Origin of the sequence: Cobetia sp. UIB-001 (genome assembly GCF_044789135.1) — a bacterium.
Lineage (GTDB): Bacteria > Pseudomonadota > Gammaproteobacteria > Pseudomonadales > Halomonadaceae > Cobetia > Cobetia amphilecti.
This window is the reverse complement of record NZ_CP058244.1, coordinates 706,997-721,296: the sequence shown is the minus strand read 5'-3', so window position 1 is coordinate 721,296 and position 14,300 is coordinate 706,997. Positions and strand designations below refer to the sequence as shown.

The following is a 14,300-nucleotide window of genomic DNA, read 5'->3' as shown; positions in this document are numbered from 1 at the left end:
GCTTATCGCAGGATTGTGCTCATTCGCTGTCACGCATCCAGCTGGCCTCCTTGAGCCATGGCCCCAGCTGGCGGAGCTGGAAGGCGCGATCACGCGTCCACTCGTCACTGCCGACATGCGCCGTGCCGCCAGGTGCTTCTCCCAGTACGTCGTCCGGGAACTTCAGGCTGTCGCGACCCTTGATCTGCAGCGAGTAACACCGGTCGTGGCTGACCAGGCTTTCGCGCAGGTAGCGCCACACGCATTCCTTCATGAACCACTGATCGATATTCGGCGTCTCGACATGCTGTGGCTGCCACTGGGCCAGCAATGTCTCGAGTGGCGGCAGGACTCCGGCCACCCCGCCCCACAGCCCCGCCAGCACCAGATCGGTATGACTCCACCAGTCACGCATGACATGGAAGAAGCGCCCGGACGTCAGCCACATCTGCACCGCGCGCACTTCGCGCAGGCTGATGACGCTGTCGCAGTCGCGAACCACGAAGTAGCCCACCGCCGGGTCATCGGCGACCGCGAAGCGCCAACACAGCCGCTGTCTCAGGGTGTCACTGGAGGGACGCTCGATCAGCTCGGCGTCCAGTTCCCGCGCCAGAGCCAGGAAATCATCGGGCACGCTGTCATCGTGATAGAGCCGAACCCGCCACCCCGGATACAGCACCGGTGCCAACAGCAGGTTATGCAGCATGCCGTTCAAGTAGCGCGGCCCCTTGCCCCAGAGGCCGAAGGACAGCACGCGCGTCTTGCCGGCGGCGACTGCCGAGGGGGATTCGGCGGGCAGCCGCCAGCTCTTCGCAAACGCCAGGCCCCCATGCTGCTCGTCCTTGAGCGCCAGGGCGCGACTGCCATGCTCGCGTGCCTCGTCATGGCGCTTGAGTCTGGCCGCGCTACTGGCCAGCGAGTCGAACAGCACCGGATTGAGACAGCCTCGTGCGGCCAATGCCTCACCGGCCGCCAGCGAGCCGGCGGCATCATTGGCGCGCGATAGACACACCACCTGATTGAGCGCGATCTCTTCATCGGCCGGACACTCCACATGCCCCTGGGCCAGAATCTGGCTGGCCGAGCGATAATCCGCGAGCAGAAACAGGTAATAGGAGATCTGCTTGAAGAGGCCCGCCTCACGTGGACGCGGGCGCTGATTGAAGTGATCGATCAGCTGTTGCAATGCCTTGTGGCGCTGACCGGCGCTCCAGGTGGCATGCGCCGGGGCGAACCAGTCTGACGGTGTCGCCATCAGCCCTGATCACTCTCATCGGCCGCGGGAGACTGACGAGTGACGGGCGGCGCGCCACGCGAGAAGAAACGATGTCCACAGGCATGGCAGGGTTCCAGCACGCTGGGCCGCGTGAGCGTGGTGGTCGACTCGCAGTGCACGCAATGCAATAGCCCCGGCGCGATGACCTCGCCGCTGGTGTAGTCGGCGCGCGCGGCTTCGAGGTCTTCCTCGAAGTGGGCGCGATCCACCACGGTGCGATCCGCGATCGACATCAGCGCGGAACTGACACTGCGCGACAGCACCGAGAGATCGATCCCCAGCCAACTGGCGATCCCTTCTCCACCGGTCGCCAGGTGGCGGCGGAATTCACGCATGTCACGCTCGACCCAGGCACGCAGCAGCGCCAGCTCGTCGAGCGTGAATTCCTCGACCTCGGCCTCGAACTTGACCGCTTCATCCAGCTCGGCCTTGAGGCCATCCCACGACAGCTCACCGCTGCTGTCTTCCAGCCGCGTCAGGATTCGCCCATAGGCATCGCCGAGACGTCCTTCACCTTCGCCCTGTGGCTGACTGGAGGCTGAGCGCGAGGGCATCGGCGTATCTTCAAAGCCACTGTCGTGCGAGGACGTGGCAGCCGTATCACGATCCGTGGCGCTGATCGGCTCATGGGGATCGCGGGGTTCACGTGGTTGGCTCATGGACTCTCCTTGTGTCTTCACCTTCTCCCGTACTGCGGGAGGGCATGGCGCTCTACCTTCAGCATGGTGGCGTTGGCGTTGCGACACAAGCCACACTCTTCCACTCCCTGACACGCATCAAGGGCGTGACACTGGCAGCATGAAGCGCATTCGCCTGGCGCCACAGGGCTCGCCTCCCCTACCTGAGGCCTGGCGTCTGGGGTAGACTTGACCCCATCGCAGACAGCGGCGGCCCATCCCGATGTGACCGCCCACCTCTTCACGCCCTGCCTGTCCCTGGTGACGGGTAGCGGCCAATGCCAAGGTAGTGACGGACCCGATGGATTCACAGGATACTTCTCAACAGTACGCTCCCGATCAGATCGAACAGGCTGCCCAGCAGTACTGGGAGAAAAATCAGTGTTTCAAGGCGGTGGAAGATGCCAACCGCGAGAAGTTCTACTGCCTGTCGATGTTCCCCTACCCCAGCGGCAAGCTGCACATGGGTCACGTGCGCAACTACACCATCGGTGACGTGATCTCGCGCTTCCAGCGCATGCAGGGCAAGAACGTCATGCAGCCGATGGGCTGGGACGCCTTCGGCCTGCCGGCGGAAAACGCCGCGATGAAGAACAACGTCGCGCCGGGCAAGTGGACCCACGAGAACATCGCCTACATGCGCGATCAACTCAAGGCGCTGGGCTTCGCCTACGACTGGAGCCGTGAATTCGCCACCTGCGACCTGGAATACTATCGCTGGGAGCAGTGGTTCTTCGCCAAGCTGGTCGAGAAGGGTGTCGTCTACAAGAAGAGTTCCATCGTCAACTGGGACCCGGCAGACCAGACCGTGCTCGCCAATGAGCAGGTCATCGACGGCCGTGGCTGGCGTTCCGGCGCGCTGATCGAGCGCAAGGAAATCCCGCAGTGGTTCCTGCGCATCACCGATTATGCCGAAGAGCTGCTGGCCGACCTCGACAAGGTCGAGTGGCCGGAGCAGGTCAAGACCATGCAGCGCAACTGGATCGGCAAGTCGCGCGGTGTCGAATTGAGCTTCGGCCTCGATGCCAAGGCCAGCCAGGTGCAGGAATCCCTGACCGTCTTCACCACCCGTCCGGACACCCTGATGGGCGTGACCTACGTCGGCGTCGCCGCCGCTCACCCGCTGGCCAAGGCCGCGGCGGAGCACAATGCCGAGCTTGCCGAGTTCAACGCCGAGTGCGCGCGTGGCGGCACCAGCGAAGCCGACATGGCGACCATGGAAAAACGCGGCATGGATACCGGCTTCAAGGCCATCCACCCGCTGACCGGCCGTGAAGTGCCGGTCTTCGTCGCCAACTTCGTGCTGATGGAATACGGCACCGGTGCCGTGATGGCCGTGCCGGCCCACGACGAGCGTGACCACGAATTCGCCACCAAGTACGACCTGCCGATCGAAGCCGTGATCGCCGATGCCGACGGCAATGCGCCTGACGTCAGCGAAGCCGCCTTCACCGAGCACGGCGTGCTGATCAACTCCGGTGACTTCGATGGCCTCGACTTCGAGAGCGCCTTCGATGCCATCGCCGCGCGCCTGGTCGAGCAGGGCCGTGGTGAGGTCAAGACCAACTTCCGTCTGCGCGACTGGGGCGTCTCCCGTCAGCGCTACTGGGGCGCACCGATCCCGGTCAAGAATGGCCCGAACGGTGAATCCATCCCGCTGACCGACGACGAACTGCCGGTCGCACTGCCGCTGGAAGTCGAATTCGACGCCTCCGGTGGCTCGCCGATCAAGAAGATGCCGTCCTTCAGTGACCTGGGCGATGGCTGGCAGCGCGAGACCGATACCTTCGACACCTTCATGGAGTCCTCCTGGTACTACGCGCGCTTCTGCTGTGCGGACAACGCCGATGCCATGCTCGACGAGCGCGCCAACTACTGGCTGCCGGTCGATTACTACATCGGCGGCATCGAGCACGCCATCCTGCACCTGCTCTACTCGCGCTTCTTCCACAAGCTGATGCGTGACTTCGGCCTGGTCGACAGCGACGAGCCGTTCAAGCAGCTGCTGACCCAGGGCATGGTGATCGCGGACACCTACTACCGCATCAACGCCAAGGGCGGCCGCGACTGGTTCAACCCGCTGGACGTGGACGTCGAGACCGACGACAAGGGCCGCGCCATCAAGGCCGTGCTGAAGTCTGATGGTCTGCCGGTGGAAATCGGTGGCACCGAGAAGATGTCCAAGTCCAAGAACAACGGCGTGGACCCGCAGTCGATGATCGACCGCTTCGGCGCCGACACCGTGCGCCTGTTCATGATGTTCGCCGCGCCGCCTGAGCAGTCGCTGGAATGGTCCGATTCCGGTGTCGAGGGCGCACACCGCTTCGTCAAGCGCGTCTGGCGTCTGGTCCACGAGCATGTCGCCGCCGGCACTCCGGGCGCGCTGGACGTGACCGCCCTGAACGATGATCAGAAGGCACTGCGTCGCAAGACACACGAGACCATCGCCAAGTGCAGCGACGACATCGGCCGCCGCACCACCTTCAACACCGCCATCGCGGCCGTGATGGAGCTGGTCAACGCCATCAGCCGCTTCGAGGACACCTCCGAGCAGGGTCTGGCCGTCAGCCGTGAAGCCGTCGAGGCCTGCGTGCTGCTGCTGTCGCCGATCATCCCGCATGCCAGCCACTCGCTGTGGGCGACACTGGGCCACGACGAAGCCGTGATCGACGCCAGCTGGCCGGCCGCCGATGCCGAGGCGATGAAGAAGGACAGCATCGAGCTGGTCGTGCAGGTCAACGGCAAGCTGCGTGCGCGTCTGTCCTTCGCCGCCGATGCCGATCGCGACGCCATCGAAGCCGCGGCGCTGGCAGATGCCAATGTCACCAAGCACACCGATGGCAAGACGGTGCGCAAGGTGATCGTGGTGCCGGGCAAGCTGGTCAATATCGTCGCCAACTGATAGCGACCCGACCAGACCGAGCAAGATACCGGCGGCCCGAGTCGCCGGTCCCGTCAGAGCCCGACAGGCAGCTGGAAGGATGTCGGTCTCTGACGGCCATATTCCGTGCGCTGCGTGATGCTGACAGGCCCCACGCAGCGCTCTCGCAAAATATTCATGACACTCGTTCATGACAGGAGGTCACGGTGACGCAAGCGAAGTCTTCCAGTGTTTCAGCAGACACATCAGAGCATGCATCCCGCGGCCTCGGCCGCCGTCGTGTGCTGGCCGCCCTCGGCGTCGGCCTGGCGCTGACACTGAGCGGCTGCGGCTTCCAGCTGCGCGGCGTGAACGATGCGCCGATGGCCATCACCGAGCTGGACGTCCAGGCACCGATCACCAAGACCCACGACGCCCTGCGCGACGCTCTCGAGCGTGCCGACGTCCGGTTGAGCGACAGCGCCCCGCTGACCCTCAACCTGGGCAAGGTCCGTGAGAACGTGCAGCAGATCACCTACGGCGATGCCGGCAGCATCAAGCGTGAGCTGACCTATCGCCTGACCTACTCGCTGCAGCGCAAGTCCGATGGGGCCTACCTGGCCAACCAGCAGGAGCTGCAGGCCAGCAGCTTCTTCTATACCAACGATGATGACCTGCTCAACACCGACAACGTACATGAGCGTGCGGCCGGGGAAGTCAATCGTGACCTGAGCCGTCAGTTGCTGGAGCGCCTGCGCGCGATCAAGCCCTGAGCTCCACGCTCCCGCACTGAGGCGCCCCGTTCGTAAGTCATGAGTCGTGAATCGTGATCCATGAGTGCTGAAAGGCCAGACGATTGACGACAGGCGAAGCCGGGAGAAGTGGAAGAAAGCTGGCAGCAGTTGGTAGAGATTGGAAGTCGCAACGTTCGCCAGGCACGGCTCCACGATATCGGGCAACCGATCATCATGGGGCCGTGCCTGTTCAGGGCCACCATCACGTCGGGGCTAAGCACCCCGCTCGTGAATGGCCGCCCGAGCCTTTAGGCGCACTTGCCCACCAGACCCGCGCAGTATCGAAGGACATTCATGAAGGTCTATCCCGACAAGCTCGACGAGCAGCTCAACAAGCGCCTGTCTCCCGTCTACATCGTGGCCGGTGATGAGCCGCTGATTCACCAGGAAAGCTGCGACGCCATCCGACGTGCGGCGCGCGCTGCCGGTGTCGAGGAGCGTGAGGTACTGCATGTCGAGAACGGCTTTCAGTGGGGCCGTTTGACCGAGTCTGCCGCCAGCATGTCACTGTTCGCCTCGCGCAAGCTGATCGAGCTGCGCATGGGCACCCAGAGTGCCGGCCAGGAAGGCAGCAAGGTCCTCAAGGCCTACGCCGAGCGCATCGAGAAGGATGGCGACATCCTGCTGATCACCGCAGCGCGTCTCGATCGCAAGGTGCAGCAGACGGCGTGGTTCAAGGCATTGGAGAAGGTCGGCGTCTTCATCGCGGTGTGGCCGGTGGACCATTCCCGCCTCGGCTTCTGGATTCGCGACCGCGCCCGTCGTCACGGCCTCGAGCTGAATCAGGACGCCGCTCGCCTGCTGGCCGAGCGCATCGAGGGCAACCTGCTGGCCGCGGATCAGGAGCTGCAGAAGCTGGCGCTGCTGCACCCGCCGGGCGCACGCCTGGATGGCAATGCCATCGTCCAGGGCGTCGAGGACAATGCCCGCTATGATGTCTTCACGCTGGCCGATGCGTGTCTGAAGGGGGAAGTCGAGCGCAGTGGCCGCATCGTGCTCGGGCTGCGGGGAGAAGGCGTCGAGCCGCCGGTGATCCTGTGGGCCCTGACCCGCGAGCTGCGCACCCTGCTCTCGCTGCGCCAGCACCTCGATCAAGGCCAGAGCTTCGAGCATGCCTGCAAGGCGCAGAAGCCGATGATCTTCGACAAGCGTCGCCCCTTCTATCAACAGGCGCTCAACCGCCTGCCCCACAAGCGCCTGCACAAGCTGCTGCTGTTCTCGCAGCGACTCGACATGGCGATCAAGGGCGGGATGACGCTGCCCATCTGGGACGGGATGGTCGATCTCGCCCTGACGCTCGCCGGCGGACGCGGCCCACTGGCCGAACTGCCCCACGCCTACAAGGTGGTGTGATTCAGACACCCGGGAGAACGCATGCAGACTTCCTCCAGCACGCTTGGCGAAGCCGTCGACGTCGAGACCCTGCGGCTGTGGCTCGCCGAAGGCAATACCCTGACAGTGGAAGTGCAGACGCTGGATCAAGGGCTTCATGTGGTCCGCCTGCATCATGCCGCTGGCATCAGTCGTCTGGTCGATGACAGCGGCCAGTCCCTGCGTTTCACCGGCACCCAGTGGGTCAGTCGCCTGCTGTTGCCGCTGGGGCTGACCCACGGCGTTCAGACCTGGGCGGAAGTACAGAATGAGATGATCGGCCTGCCCACGACGCCGATCGACAATGCCAGCCTGCTGGCCCATGGCACCCGCGTGGCCTTCCAGACCCGCTAGACGCTGCGCGCCTTCTCGCTTGTCTTTCTCCCCTGCTCCTCGCTTGTCTTTCTTCGCCAATCATCAAGACGCCCCCACCAGCAGGCTGATGGGGGCGTCTTGTCATTCGACTTCTCTGCCTTATGCGGCTTTTCGGCTTATACAAGTGATGCCGCGTCACTCAACTGCGCCCTGCAAGCGTGGCAACTCTTTGCTCAGTGCGCCGCATCCGCCTTGGACTTCACGAACGCCTTGTAGCCATAAAGCTTGCGCGGATTGTCGCGGAAGATCTTCTCGCGCATCTCGCGCTCCGGTAACCAGCGCTGCATCAGCTCGGCCAGGGTGTCCTCCTCCGGCATCTCGACGCCGATATAGGGATGCGGCCAGTCACTGCCCCACACCACGCGCTCCGGATTGGCCGCTACCAGCGCCCGCACCAGCGCCGTGACATCGGAGTAAGGCAAGCGACCACGCGTGGTCAGTCGGTAAGGCGCCGACAGCTTGACCCAAGTGCGCCCCTGCTTGAGCAGTCGACACAGCGCGGCAAAGCCGGGACATTCAGGGCCACGCGTGGCCGCCAGATGGCCCATGTGGTCGATCACCACCGGCACCGGCAAGCTGCCGAGGCGCGCTTCCATGTCACGGAAGGTCGAGACATCGATCAGACATTCCAGGTGCCACTTGAAGCGTGCCAGGCGATCCGCCAGCAGCACCACATCACGCCAGCGCAACCCGCCGGCGAAGATCAGGTTGAGGCGAACGCCACAGACTCCCAGCTCGGAGAGCCGCTCAAGCTCGGCATCACTGATGTCGGGGGTGACAACCGCCACGCCACGGTAATCCAGCCCACGCTCACGACAGCTCTGCAGGCTGTCGCACAACAGGCGATTGTCATAGCCATAGACACTGGGCTGTATCAGCACGCCATGGCTGGCGCCCAATGCATGATGCATCTCGAGTGCTTCATTGAGCCCCACGGGGGCCGGGTCATAGGTTCTGTCCGCCGCCAATGGGTAACGCACCGGGTCACCAAACAGGTGAAGGTGACAATCTATACTGCCCGCCGGCAACCGGAAGGTCAGGGGGTGTGGCAAGGGTCTGGGCGGCGTGGCGCGCGGCAGATCCTGCTCGACATGATTCCAGTCCATCGATGCGACTCCCTCGCGTAACCTCAATCATCAAGCCCGGGGCGACGTGACGCTCGATCGCCCACTGCCACGATACTGCGCCCCCCTTCTCGTTTCCAGACAAAAGCCTGCCAACGAAAAAGCGGCATGTCCGAAGACATGCCGCTTGAGGTATCAGGCGGGGCCTGATCGCTTATCGAAGACGCTGACGGAAGGCGCTGACGCTCAGTCGAGTCGCTCGAACACGGTCGCGACGCCCTGGCCCATGCCGATGCACATGGTCGCCAGGCCCAGGCGCGTGTTCTGCTGCTTCATGACGTTGAGCAGCGTGGTGCAGATACGCGAACCGGAGCAACCCAGCGGGTGGCCCAGCGCGATGGCGCCGCCGTTGAGATTGACCGCCGTATCGACACGCTCCAGCAGGCCAAGGTCCTTGAGTACCGGAATCGACTGCGCCGCGAAGGCCTCATTCAATTCGACGGTCTGGATATCTTCGATGGTCAGGCCTGCCGCCTTGAGCGCCTGCTTGGAGGCCGGCACCGGCCCGTAACCCATGATGGAGGCGTCACAGCCCGCAACGCCAGTAGAGAGCACACGAGCGATGGGCTTGAGGCCCAGCGCTTCGGCGCGCTCGGCACTCATCACCGCCATGCCCGAGGCGCCCACCGACAGCGCGGAGGAGGTGCCCGCCGTCACGCTGCCGCCCTTGGGATCGAACACCGGCTTGAGGTTGCCCATGGATTCCATGCTGGCATCGCCACGGATGACCTCATCGCGGGTCACCATCACGCGACGCCCCTCGGCATCATGGCCCTCGACGCCGATGATCTCGTCATCGAAGCGACCTTCATCAGCGGCGGCCTGGGCACGCTGATGAGAGCGCACGCCGAACTCATCCTGCTGCTCACGACTCACGCCATGCATCTTGCCAAGCAGTTCCGCGGTCAGGCCCATCATCATCGCCGCCTTGGCCGCATGCTTGCTGGCCGCCGGATTGACGTCGACCCCGTGTGCCATCGGCACGTGCTCCATGTGCTCGACACCGCCGATGATATAGAAGTCGCCCATGCCGGCCTTGATGTTGGCGGTGGCGATATGCAGGGCACTCATCGAGGAACCACACAGGCGGTTGACCGTCTGCGCCGGCACGGTACGCGGAATGCCAGTCATGATGGCGGCGTTGCGCGCGATGTTCATGGACTGTTCCAGGGTCTGGTTGACGCAGCCCCAGATGATGTCGTCGACCTCGGCCGGCACCAGGCCGGGATTACGATCGAACAGCGCCTGCATCACCGCGGCGGACAGATTCTCGGCGCGCACGTGCCGGAAGGCGCCGTTCTTGGCCTTGGCCATGGCGGTACGCACGCCATCGACGATTACCACATCTCTCGGATTCAGATTCATTGTCTGGCTCCCTCATGGCCCTCGCTGTCGCGAGAGCCGAAAATTCTGGTCGGATAGTGCTGGCGGCCACTCGGGCGCTCAGCCATCAAAGGCTCAGGAGTAGAAGGCTTCGCCACGCTTGGCGCGCTCGCGCAGCGCCTCGGTCGGGCGATACAGCGGCCCCAGCTCATCGGCCAGGCTGTCGGCCAGCGCGACGAACTCGGCCACGCCCATGGCATCGACATAGCGCAGAGCGCCACCACGGAACGGCGGGAAACCGATGCCGTAGATCAAGGCCATGTCGGCCTCGGCCGGACTGCCGACGATGTAGTCTTCCAGGCAGCGGATGGTTTCCATGCACAGCGGCACCATCATGCGCGCGATGATGTCTTCATCGGAGAACTCGCGCGTCTCGCTGACGACCTGGGCCACCAGTGCCTGAGCTTCATCATCCGCCAGCTTCTTCGGCTTGCCCTTGCGGTCCTCCTCGTAGCGGTAGAAGCCCAGATCGTTCTTCTGGCCGAGGCGCTTGTTGTCGTACATCACCTGGATGGCGGTCTTGCCGTCTCGCGCCATGCGGTCCGGGAAGCCTTCCGCCATCACGGCATTGGCGTGCACCGCGGTATCCATGCCGACCACATCCAGCAGGTAGGCCGGGCCCATCGGCCAGCCGAACTTCTCCATCACCTTGTCGACGCGCTGATAGTCGGCGCCCTTCTCGACCAGCAGGCTGAAGCCACCGAAGTAGGGGAACAGCACGCGGTTGACCAGAAAGCCCGGGCAATCGTTGACGACGATCGGCGTCTTGCCCATCTGGCGGGCATAGGCGACGGTCGCGGCGATGGCCGCATCGCTGGACTTCTCGCCACGGATGACCTCGACCAGCGGCATGCGGTGCACCGGATTGAAGAAGTGCATGCCGCAGAAGTTCTCGGGACGCTTGAGCGACTCGGCCAGCCGCGTGATGGAGATGGTCGAGGTGTTGGAGGTCAGGATGGCGTCCTCGGCGACGTTGTCCTCGAGCTCGGCCAGCACCGAGGCCTTGACCTTGGGATTCTCGACCACCGCCTCGACGACCAGGTCCACATTGCCGAAGTCACCGTAGGACAGCGTCGGGCGGATGTTGGACAGGCCCTGCGCCATCTTCTCGGTGGTCAGCTTGCCGCGCTCGACGCCCTTGCCGAACAGCTTGCGAGCCTCCTTGAGGCCCAGTTCGATGGCCTCGCCGTTGATGTCCTTCATCAGGATCGGCGTGCCCTTGCTGGCGCTCTGATAGGCGATGCCGCCACCCATGATGCCGGCACCCAGCACGGCGGCCTGCTTGATCTCACTGGCCTGCTTCTCGTAACCCTTGGCCTTCTTCTTGACCACCTGATCGTTCATGAACAGGCCGACCAGATTGAAGGCCACGTCGGTCAGCGCCATCCTGGCGAAGGTCTTGGCCTCGATGGCCTGGGCACGCTCACGCGATTCCCCCGCGCCCTTCTGGATGACCTTGATGGCCTCCACCGGCGCCGGATAGTGCGGACCGGCCTTGCCGGCCACGAAGCCCTTGGCGGTCTCGAAGGCCATCATCTGCTCGATGGCATTGAGCTTGAGTGGCGAGGTCTTCTCGAGACGACGCGCCTGATAGTCCAGCTCGCCGGCGTTGGCACGCGCCAGAATATCGAGTGCCGCGGCATCCAGCTCGGCCACCGGCAGGACGGCATCGACGGCGCCCACTGCCAGCGCCTTGTCGGCACGGTTCTCGGTGCCACCACAGATCCACTCGATGGCGTTGTCCGCCCCGATCAGCCGCGGCAGTCGTACACAGCCCGCCCAGCCCGGGATGATGCCGAGCTTGGTTTCCGGCAGGCCGATCCTGGCGCTGTCGGCCATGACCCGAAAATCGGTGGTCAGGGTGATCTCGCAGCCGCCGCCCAGCGCCAGCCCATTGATGGCAGTGACGGTGGGGAACGGCAGGTCCTCGATGGCATTGAAGATGCCATGGATGTTCATGTTCATGTCGATGAGGAAGGCTTCATCCTTCTCGAACATCTGATGGAACTCGGTGATGTCGGCACCGACCACGAACGCTTCCTTGGCGGAGCGGATGACCAGCCCCTTGAGATCGGCCGTCGCCTTGATGGCCTCGACCGCCTCTCCCAGCTCCTTGAGTACGTAGCTGGCCAGCTTGTTGACCGATTCGCCTTCAAGATCGAGGGTCAACAGGGCGATGGCGTCCTGATTGGCCTCGACGGTTAGCGTTTTGCCTGAATAGATCATCCACGGATCTCCACAAGAGAAAGAGGTGAAGGGGCTGCCGGGCGCTCGAGGGTCACTGCCATTTGGGCGTTGGCCATGAGGGTGCTGGCAACCGGCCTCGCCGGACTCGCCGCTGGCTGAGGCACCGCGCGAGAGTCATCTCTCATCACAGCGCTTCATACAAGCGTTTGAATACAGCCAGCTTGGGCCAGTGACGGGCAAAGATCAAGCCTGCGGACATTAGCGAAAGGTCGGGGGTCACGGGCCGTCTGTATACTGGCCCGGGCTGACTGGCGCACGCCATCGACAGCCGATGTAGGCAAAGATCGACGCTACACCGCACAAGGCAGCCGCGTTACCCTGAACGCTTTCCCAACCCGCAGGCTGGCCGCGACACCTCCTCGCGCGCCAGCAGGCTTTCAAAGGCCTCATCGATATCATGCTTTCATGAGCAGCACTCTCACCGCCCTGTATCTGCGCCTGACCGGCCTTGTCGAACGCACCAAGCGCTGGCACTGGCTATGGCCGCCCATCGGCTTCGCCGCCGGCATCTGCAGTTTCTTCCTCGTCAATCGTCAGCAATGGCTGGGCGGCATGCTGGCGCTGGGCATGATGCTGGCCTGGTTGATCCTGATCGCCGAAGGCCTGTGGAGCCGTCTGCGCCGCCATCGCGGTCAGAATGCCCTGCCCCGCAAGCTGGCGACCTTCGTGGCCCAGCTGATCCAGCAGGAGACACTGTGTTTCACCTTGCCGTTCTTCCTGGCGACCACCGACTGGGCCAGCGGCCAGGCGGGCTTCACGCTGCTGCTGTGCGGCGCGACCCTGCTGTCGATTCTCGATCCCTTCTACTACCGGCTGGCCGAGCGCCATCGCTGGCTGTACTTCGGCTTCCACGCCCTGTGCGTGTTCGTGGTGGTACTGGTCACCCTGCCCCTGCTGCTGGAGCTGACCACGGGCGAGAGCCTGCTGGCCGCCTGTGCCGCCATGAGCCTGTTCGCGCTGCCCAGCGTCGCCAACCTGCGCATCGCGCGTGGGGTGGTCGGCGGGCTGGCGATGATCGGCATCAGCGTGATGCTCGGGGTAGGCGCATGGGGGGCACGCGCCTGGATTCCGCCCGCCACGCTGTGGATCAATGCCAGCAGCCTGTCGCCGGACTTCGATACCGCGGCGCGCGCACCGCGTGGCGAGATGCAGCTGACGCCTGCGCAGCTCTCCGCCCGAGGCCTCTACGCCTTCACGGCCATCCGCGCGCCGCGCGGCCTATCGGAGAAGGTCTATCACGTCTGGCGGCATGACGGCGAAGTCGTCGATCGCATCGCCCTGAACATCAACGGCGGGCGCAGCGAAGGCTACCGCGCCTGGACGCACAAGACCGCCTTCCCGCAGGGCAGCGAGGGCGAGTGGCGCATCGATGTCGAGACGATGAACGGACAGCGCATCGGCAGTCTGCGCTTCGTGGTCAGCGATGATCCGCAGCAGGCGACCCTGGCCGACAGCACCATCAGCCAGCCACCCGGCATCCCCGGCTGGCGTATCACCAACCTGATTCCGGGTTTGTGACAGTCGCCATCATGAGTCACTTTGCAAGCGGGAACGCTGAGTTACTCGACCTTGGACGTAAAATTCGTTCGCAGGCTTGTAATTATCCAGACTGCCTAGCATGCTGATGTGAAGGGCGGCGCGCACAAGGAATCAGTCTCATTCAGGTTTGAGTGATACTGGACGCGCGCCAATGACAAAAGCCCCTTCACATTTGCACTCAGCGGACGACCTATCCATGCATGAAGATATCGGACTCAAGCTTTCCCGCCTGCCGCGCCTGTGGCGCGCCATTCTGGACCAGCGACTGTCCCCACTAGGGCTGACCCAGACTCGCTGGATGACGCTGGTACACCTGTGGCGCATGGGCGATGGTCAGCCCCAATGTGATCTGGCTCGCTCCATCGGTATCGAAGCCCCGTCGCTGGTTCGCACCCTGGACCAACTGACCGAACAGGGCCTGGTCGAGCGCCGTGCCTGTGAGGAAGACCGCCGCACCAAGCGCATCTTCCTGACCCGCAAGGCGCTGCCACTGATCGAGAAGATCGATGCCATCGCCGAGCAGACTCGCATCGAGATGCTCGAGGGCCTGAGCGAGGCGCAGGTCGATCAATTCTGTGAATGCCTGCGCGTCATGGAGCGCAATGGCCTGGAAATCTCCGAGAAGGTGCCGGAGAGCGCCTGAGACTACACGCCGACCGGAAATGGCCGGCCGCG

Annotated in this window: 11 protein-coding genes; 6 read left to right on the top strand and 5 right to left on the bottom strand. The window is 64.0% G+C overall.

Features of this window, described 5'->3' with window-relative positions; translation table 11 throughout:
- Positions 1-19: 19 nt before the first annotated feature.
- The gene (locus tag HA399_RS03020) at positions 20-1,234 is read right to left on the bottom strand and encodes a tetratricopeptide repeat protein (protein WP_404326011.1); all 1,215 of its coding nucleotides are present in this window, start codon (positions 1,232-1,234) and stop codon (positions 20-22) included.
- A complete protein-coding gene (locus tag HA399_RS03015) occupies positions 1,234-1,914 on the bottom strand; it encodes a zinc ribbon-containing protein (RefSeq protein ID WP_404326010.1) in 681 nt (226 codons plus the stop codon). The genes HA399_RS03020 and HA399_RS03015 overlap by 1 nt, the downstream gene beginning before the upstream one ends.
- 319 nt (positions 1,915-2,233) lie before the next feature.
- Between HA399_RS03015 and leuS the strand changes: the two genes are divergently transcribed.
- From leuS to HA399_RS02995, 4 genes are all read left to right on the top strand, one after another.
- On the top strand, positions 2,234-4,834 hold the full coding sequence (gene leuS / locus HA399_RS03010) for a leucine--tRNA ligase (RefSeq protein WP_279837238.1): 2,601 nt from the start codon (positions 2,234-2,236) through the stop codon (positions 4,832-4,834).
- A gap of 185 nt (positions 4,835-5,019) precedes the next feature.
- Positions 5,020-5,565 carry an LPS assembly lipoprotein LptE gene (gene lptE / locus HA399_RS03005; protein ID WP_404326009.1) on the top strand — a complete coding sequence of 182 codons (546 nt, stop codon included), beginning with the start codon at positions 5,020-5,022 and terminating at the stop codon, positions 5,563-5,565.
- A 315-nt stretch (positions 5,566-5,880) separates the two neighbouring features.
- Positions 5,881-6,939 carry a DNA polymerase III subunit delta gene (gene holA, locus HA399_RS03000; protein ID WP_043335288.1) on the top strand — a complete coding sequence of 353 codons (1,059 nt, stop codon included), beginning with the start codon at positions 5,881-5,883 and terminating at the stop codon, positions 6,937-6,939.
- A gap of 21 nt (positions 6,940-6,960) precedes the next feature.
- Entirely contained in the window at positions 6,961-7,311 is a 351-nt protein-coding gene (locus HA399_RS02995; protein ID WP_404326007.1) for a hypothetical protein, read from the top strand.
- A 194-nt stretch (positions 7,312-7,505) separates the two neighbouring features.
- Here HA399_RS02995 and HA399_RS02990 read toward each other — a convergent pair whose 3' ends face one another.
- The 3 genes from HA399_RS02990 to fadB all read right to left on the bottom strand — a co-directional run bounded on the left by HA399_RS02990 (position 7,506) and on the right by fadB (position 12,065).
- Positions 7,506-8,438 (bottom strand): amidohydrolase, encoded by a 933-nt coding sequence (locus tag HA399_RS02990; protein WP_107335475.1) that lies wholly within the window; start codon positions 8,436-8,438, stop codon positions 7,506-7,508.
- Positions 8,439-8,642: 204 nt separating this feature from the next.
- Positions 8,643-9,821 carry an acetyl-CoA C-acyltransferase FadA gene (gene fadA, locus HA399_RS02985; protein WP_043335293.1) on the bottom strand — a complete coding sequence of 393 codons (1,179 nt, stop codon included), beginning with the start codon at positions 9,819-9,821 and terminating at the stop codon, positions 8,643-8,645.
- 93 nt (positions 9,822-9,914) lie between these two features.
- Positions 9,915-12,065, bottom strand: a complete 2,151-nt coding sequence (fadB, locus tag HA399_RS02980) for a fatty acid oxidation complex subunit alpha FadB (RefSeq protein ID WP_404326005.1) — start codon at positions 12,063-12,065, stop codon at positions 9,915-9,917.
- Positions 12,066-12,491: 426 nt separating this feature from the next.
- On the opposite strand from fadB, the gene HA399_RS02975 reads away from it, so the two are divergent.
- Together HA399_RS02975 and slyA are read left to right on the top strand one after the other, a co-directional pair.
- Positions 12,492-13,604 (top strand): DUF5924 family protein, encoded by a 1,113-nt coding sequence (locus HA399_RS02975; protein WP_043335301.1) that lies wholly within the window; start codon positions 12,492-12,494, stop codon positions 13,602-13,604.
- 217 nt (positions 13,605-13,821) lie between these two features.
- Positions 13,822-14,268 (top strand): transcriptional regulator SlyA, encoded by a 447-nt coding sequence (gene slyA / locus HA399_RS02970; RefSeq protein WP_043335305.1) that lies wholly within the window; start codon positions 13,822-13,824, stop codon positions 14,266-14,268.
- The last annotated feature ends 32 nt before the right edge of the window (positions 14,269-14,300 follow it).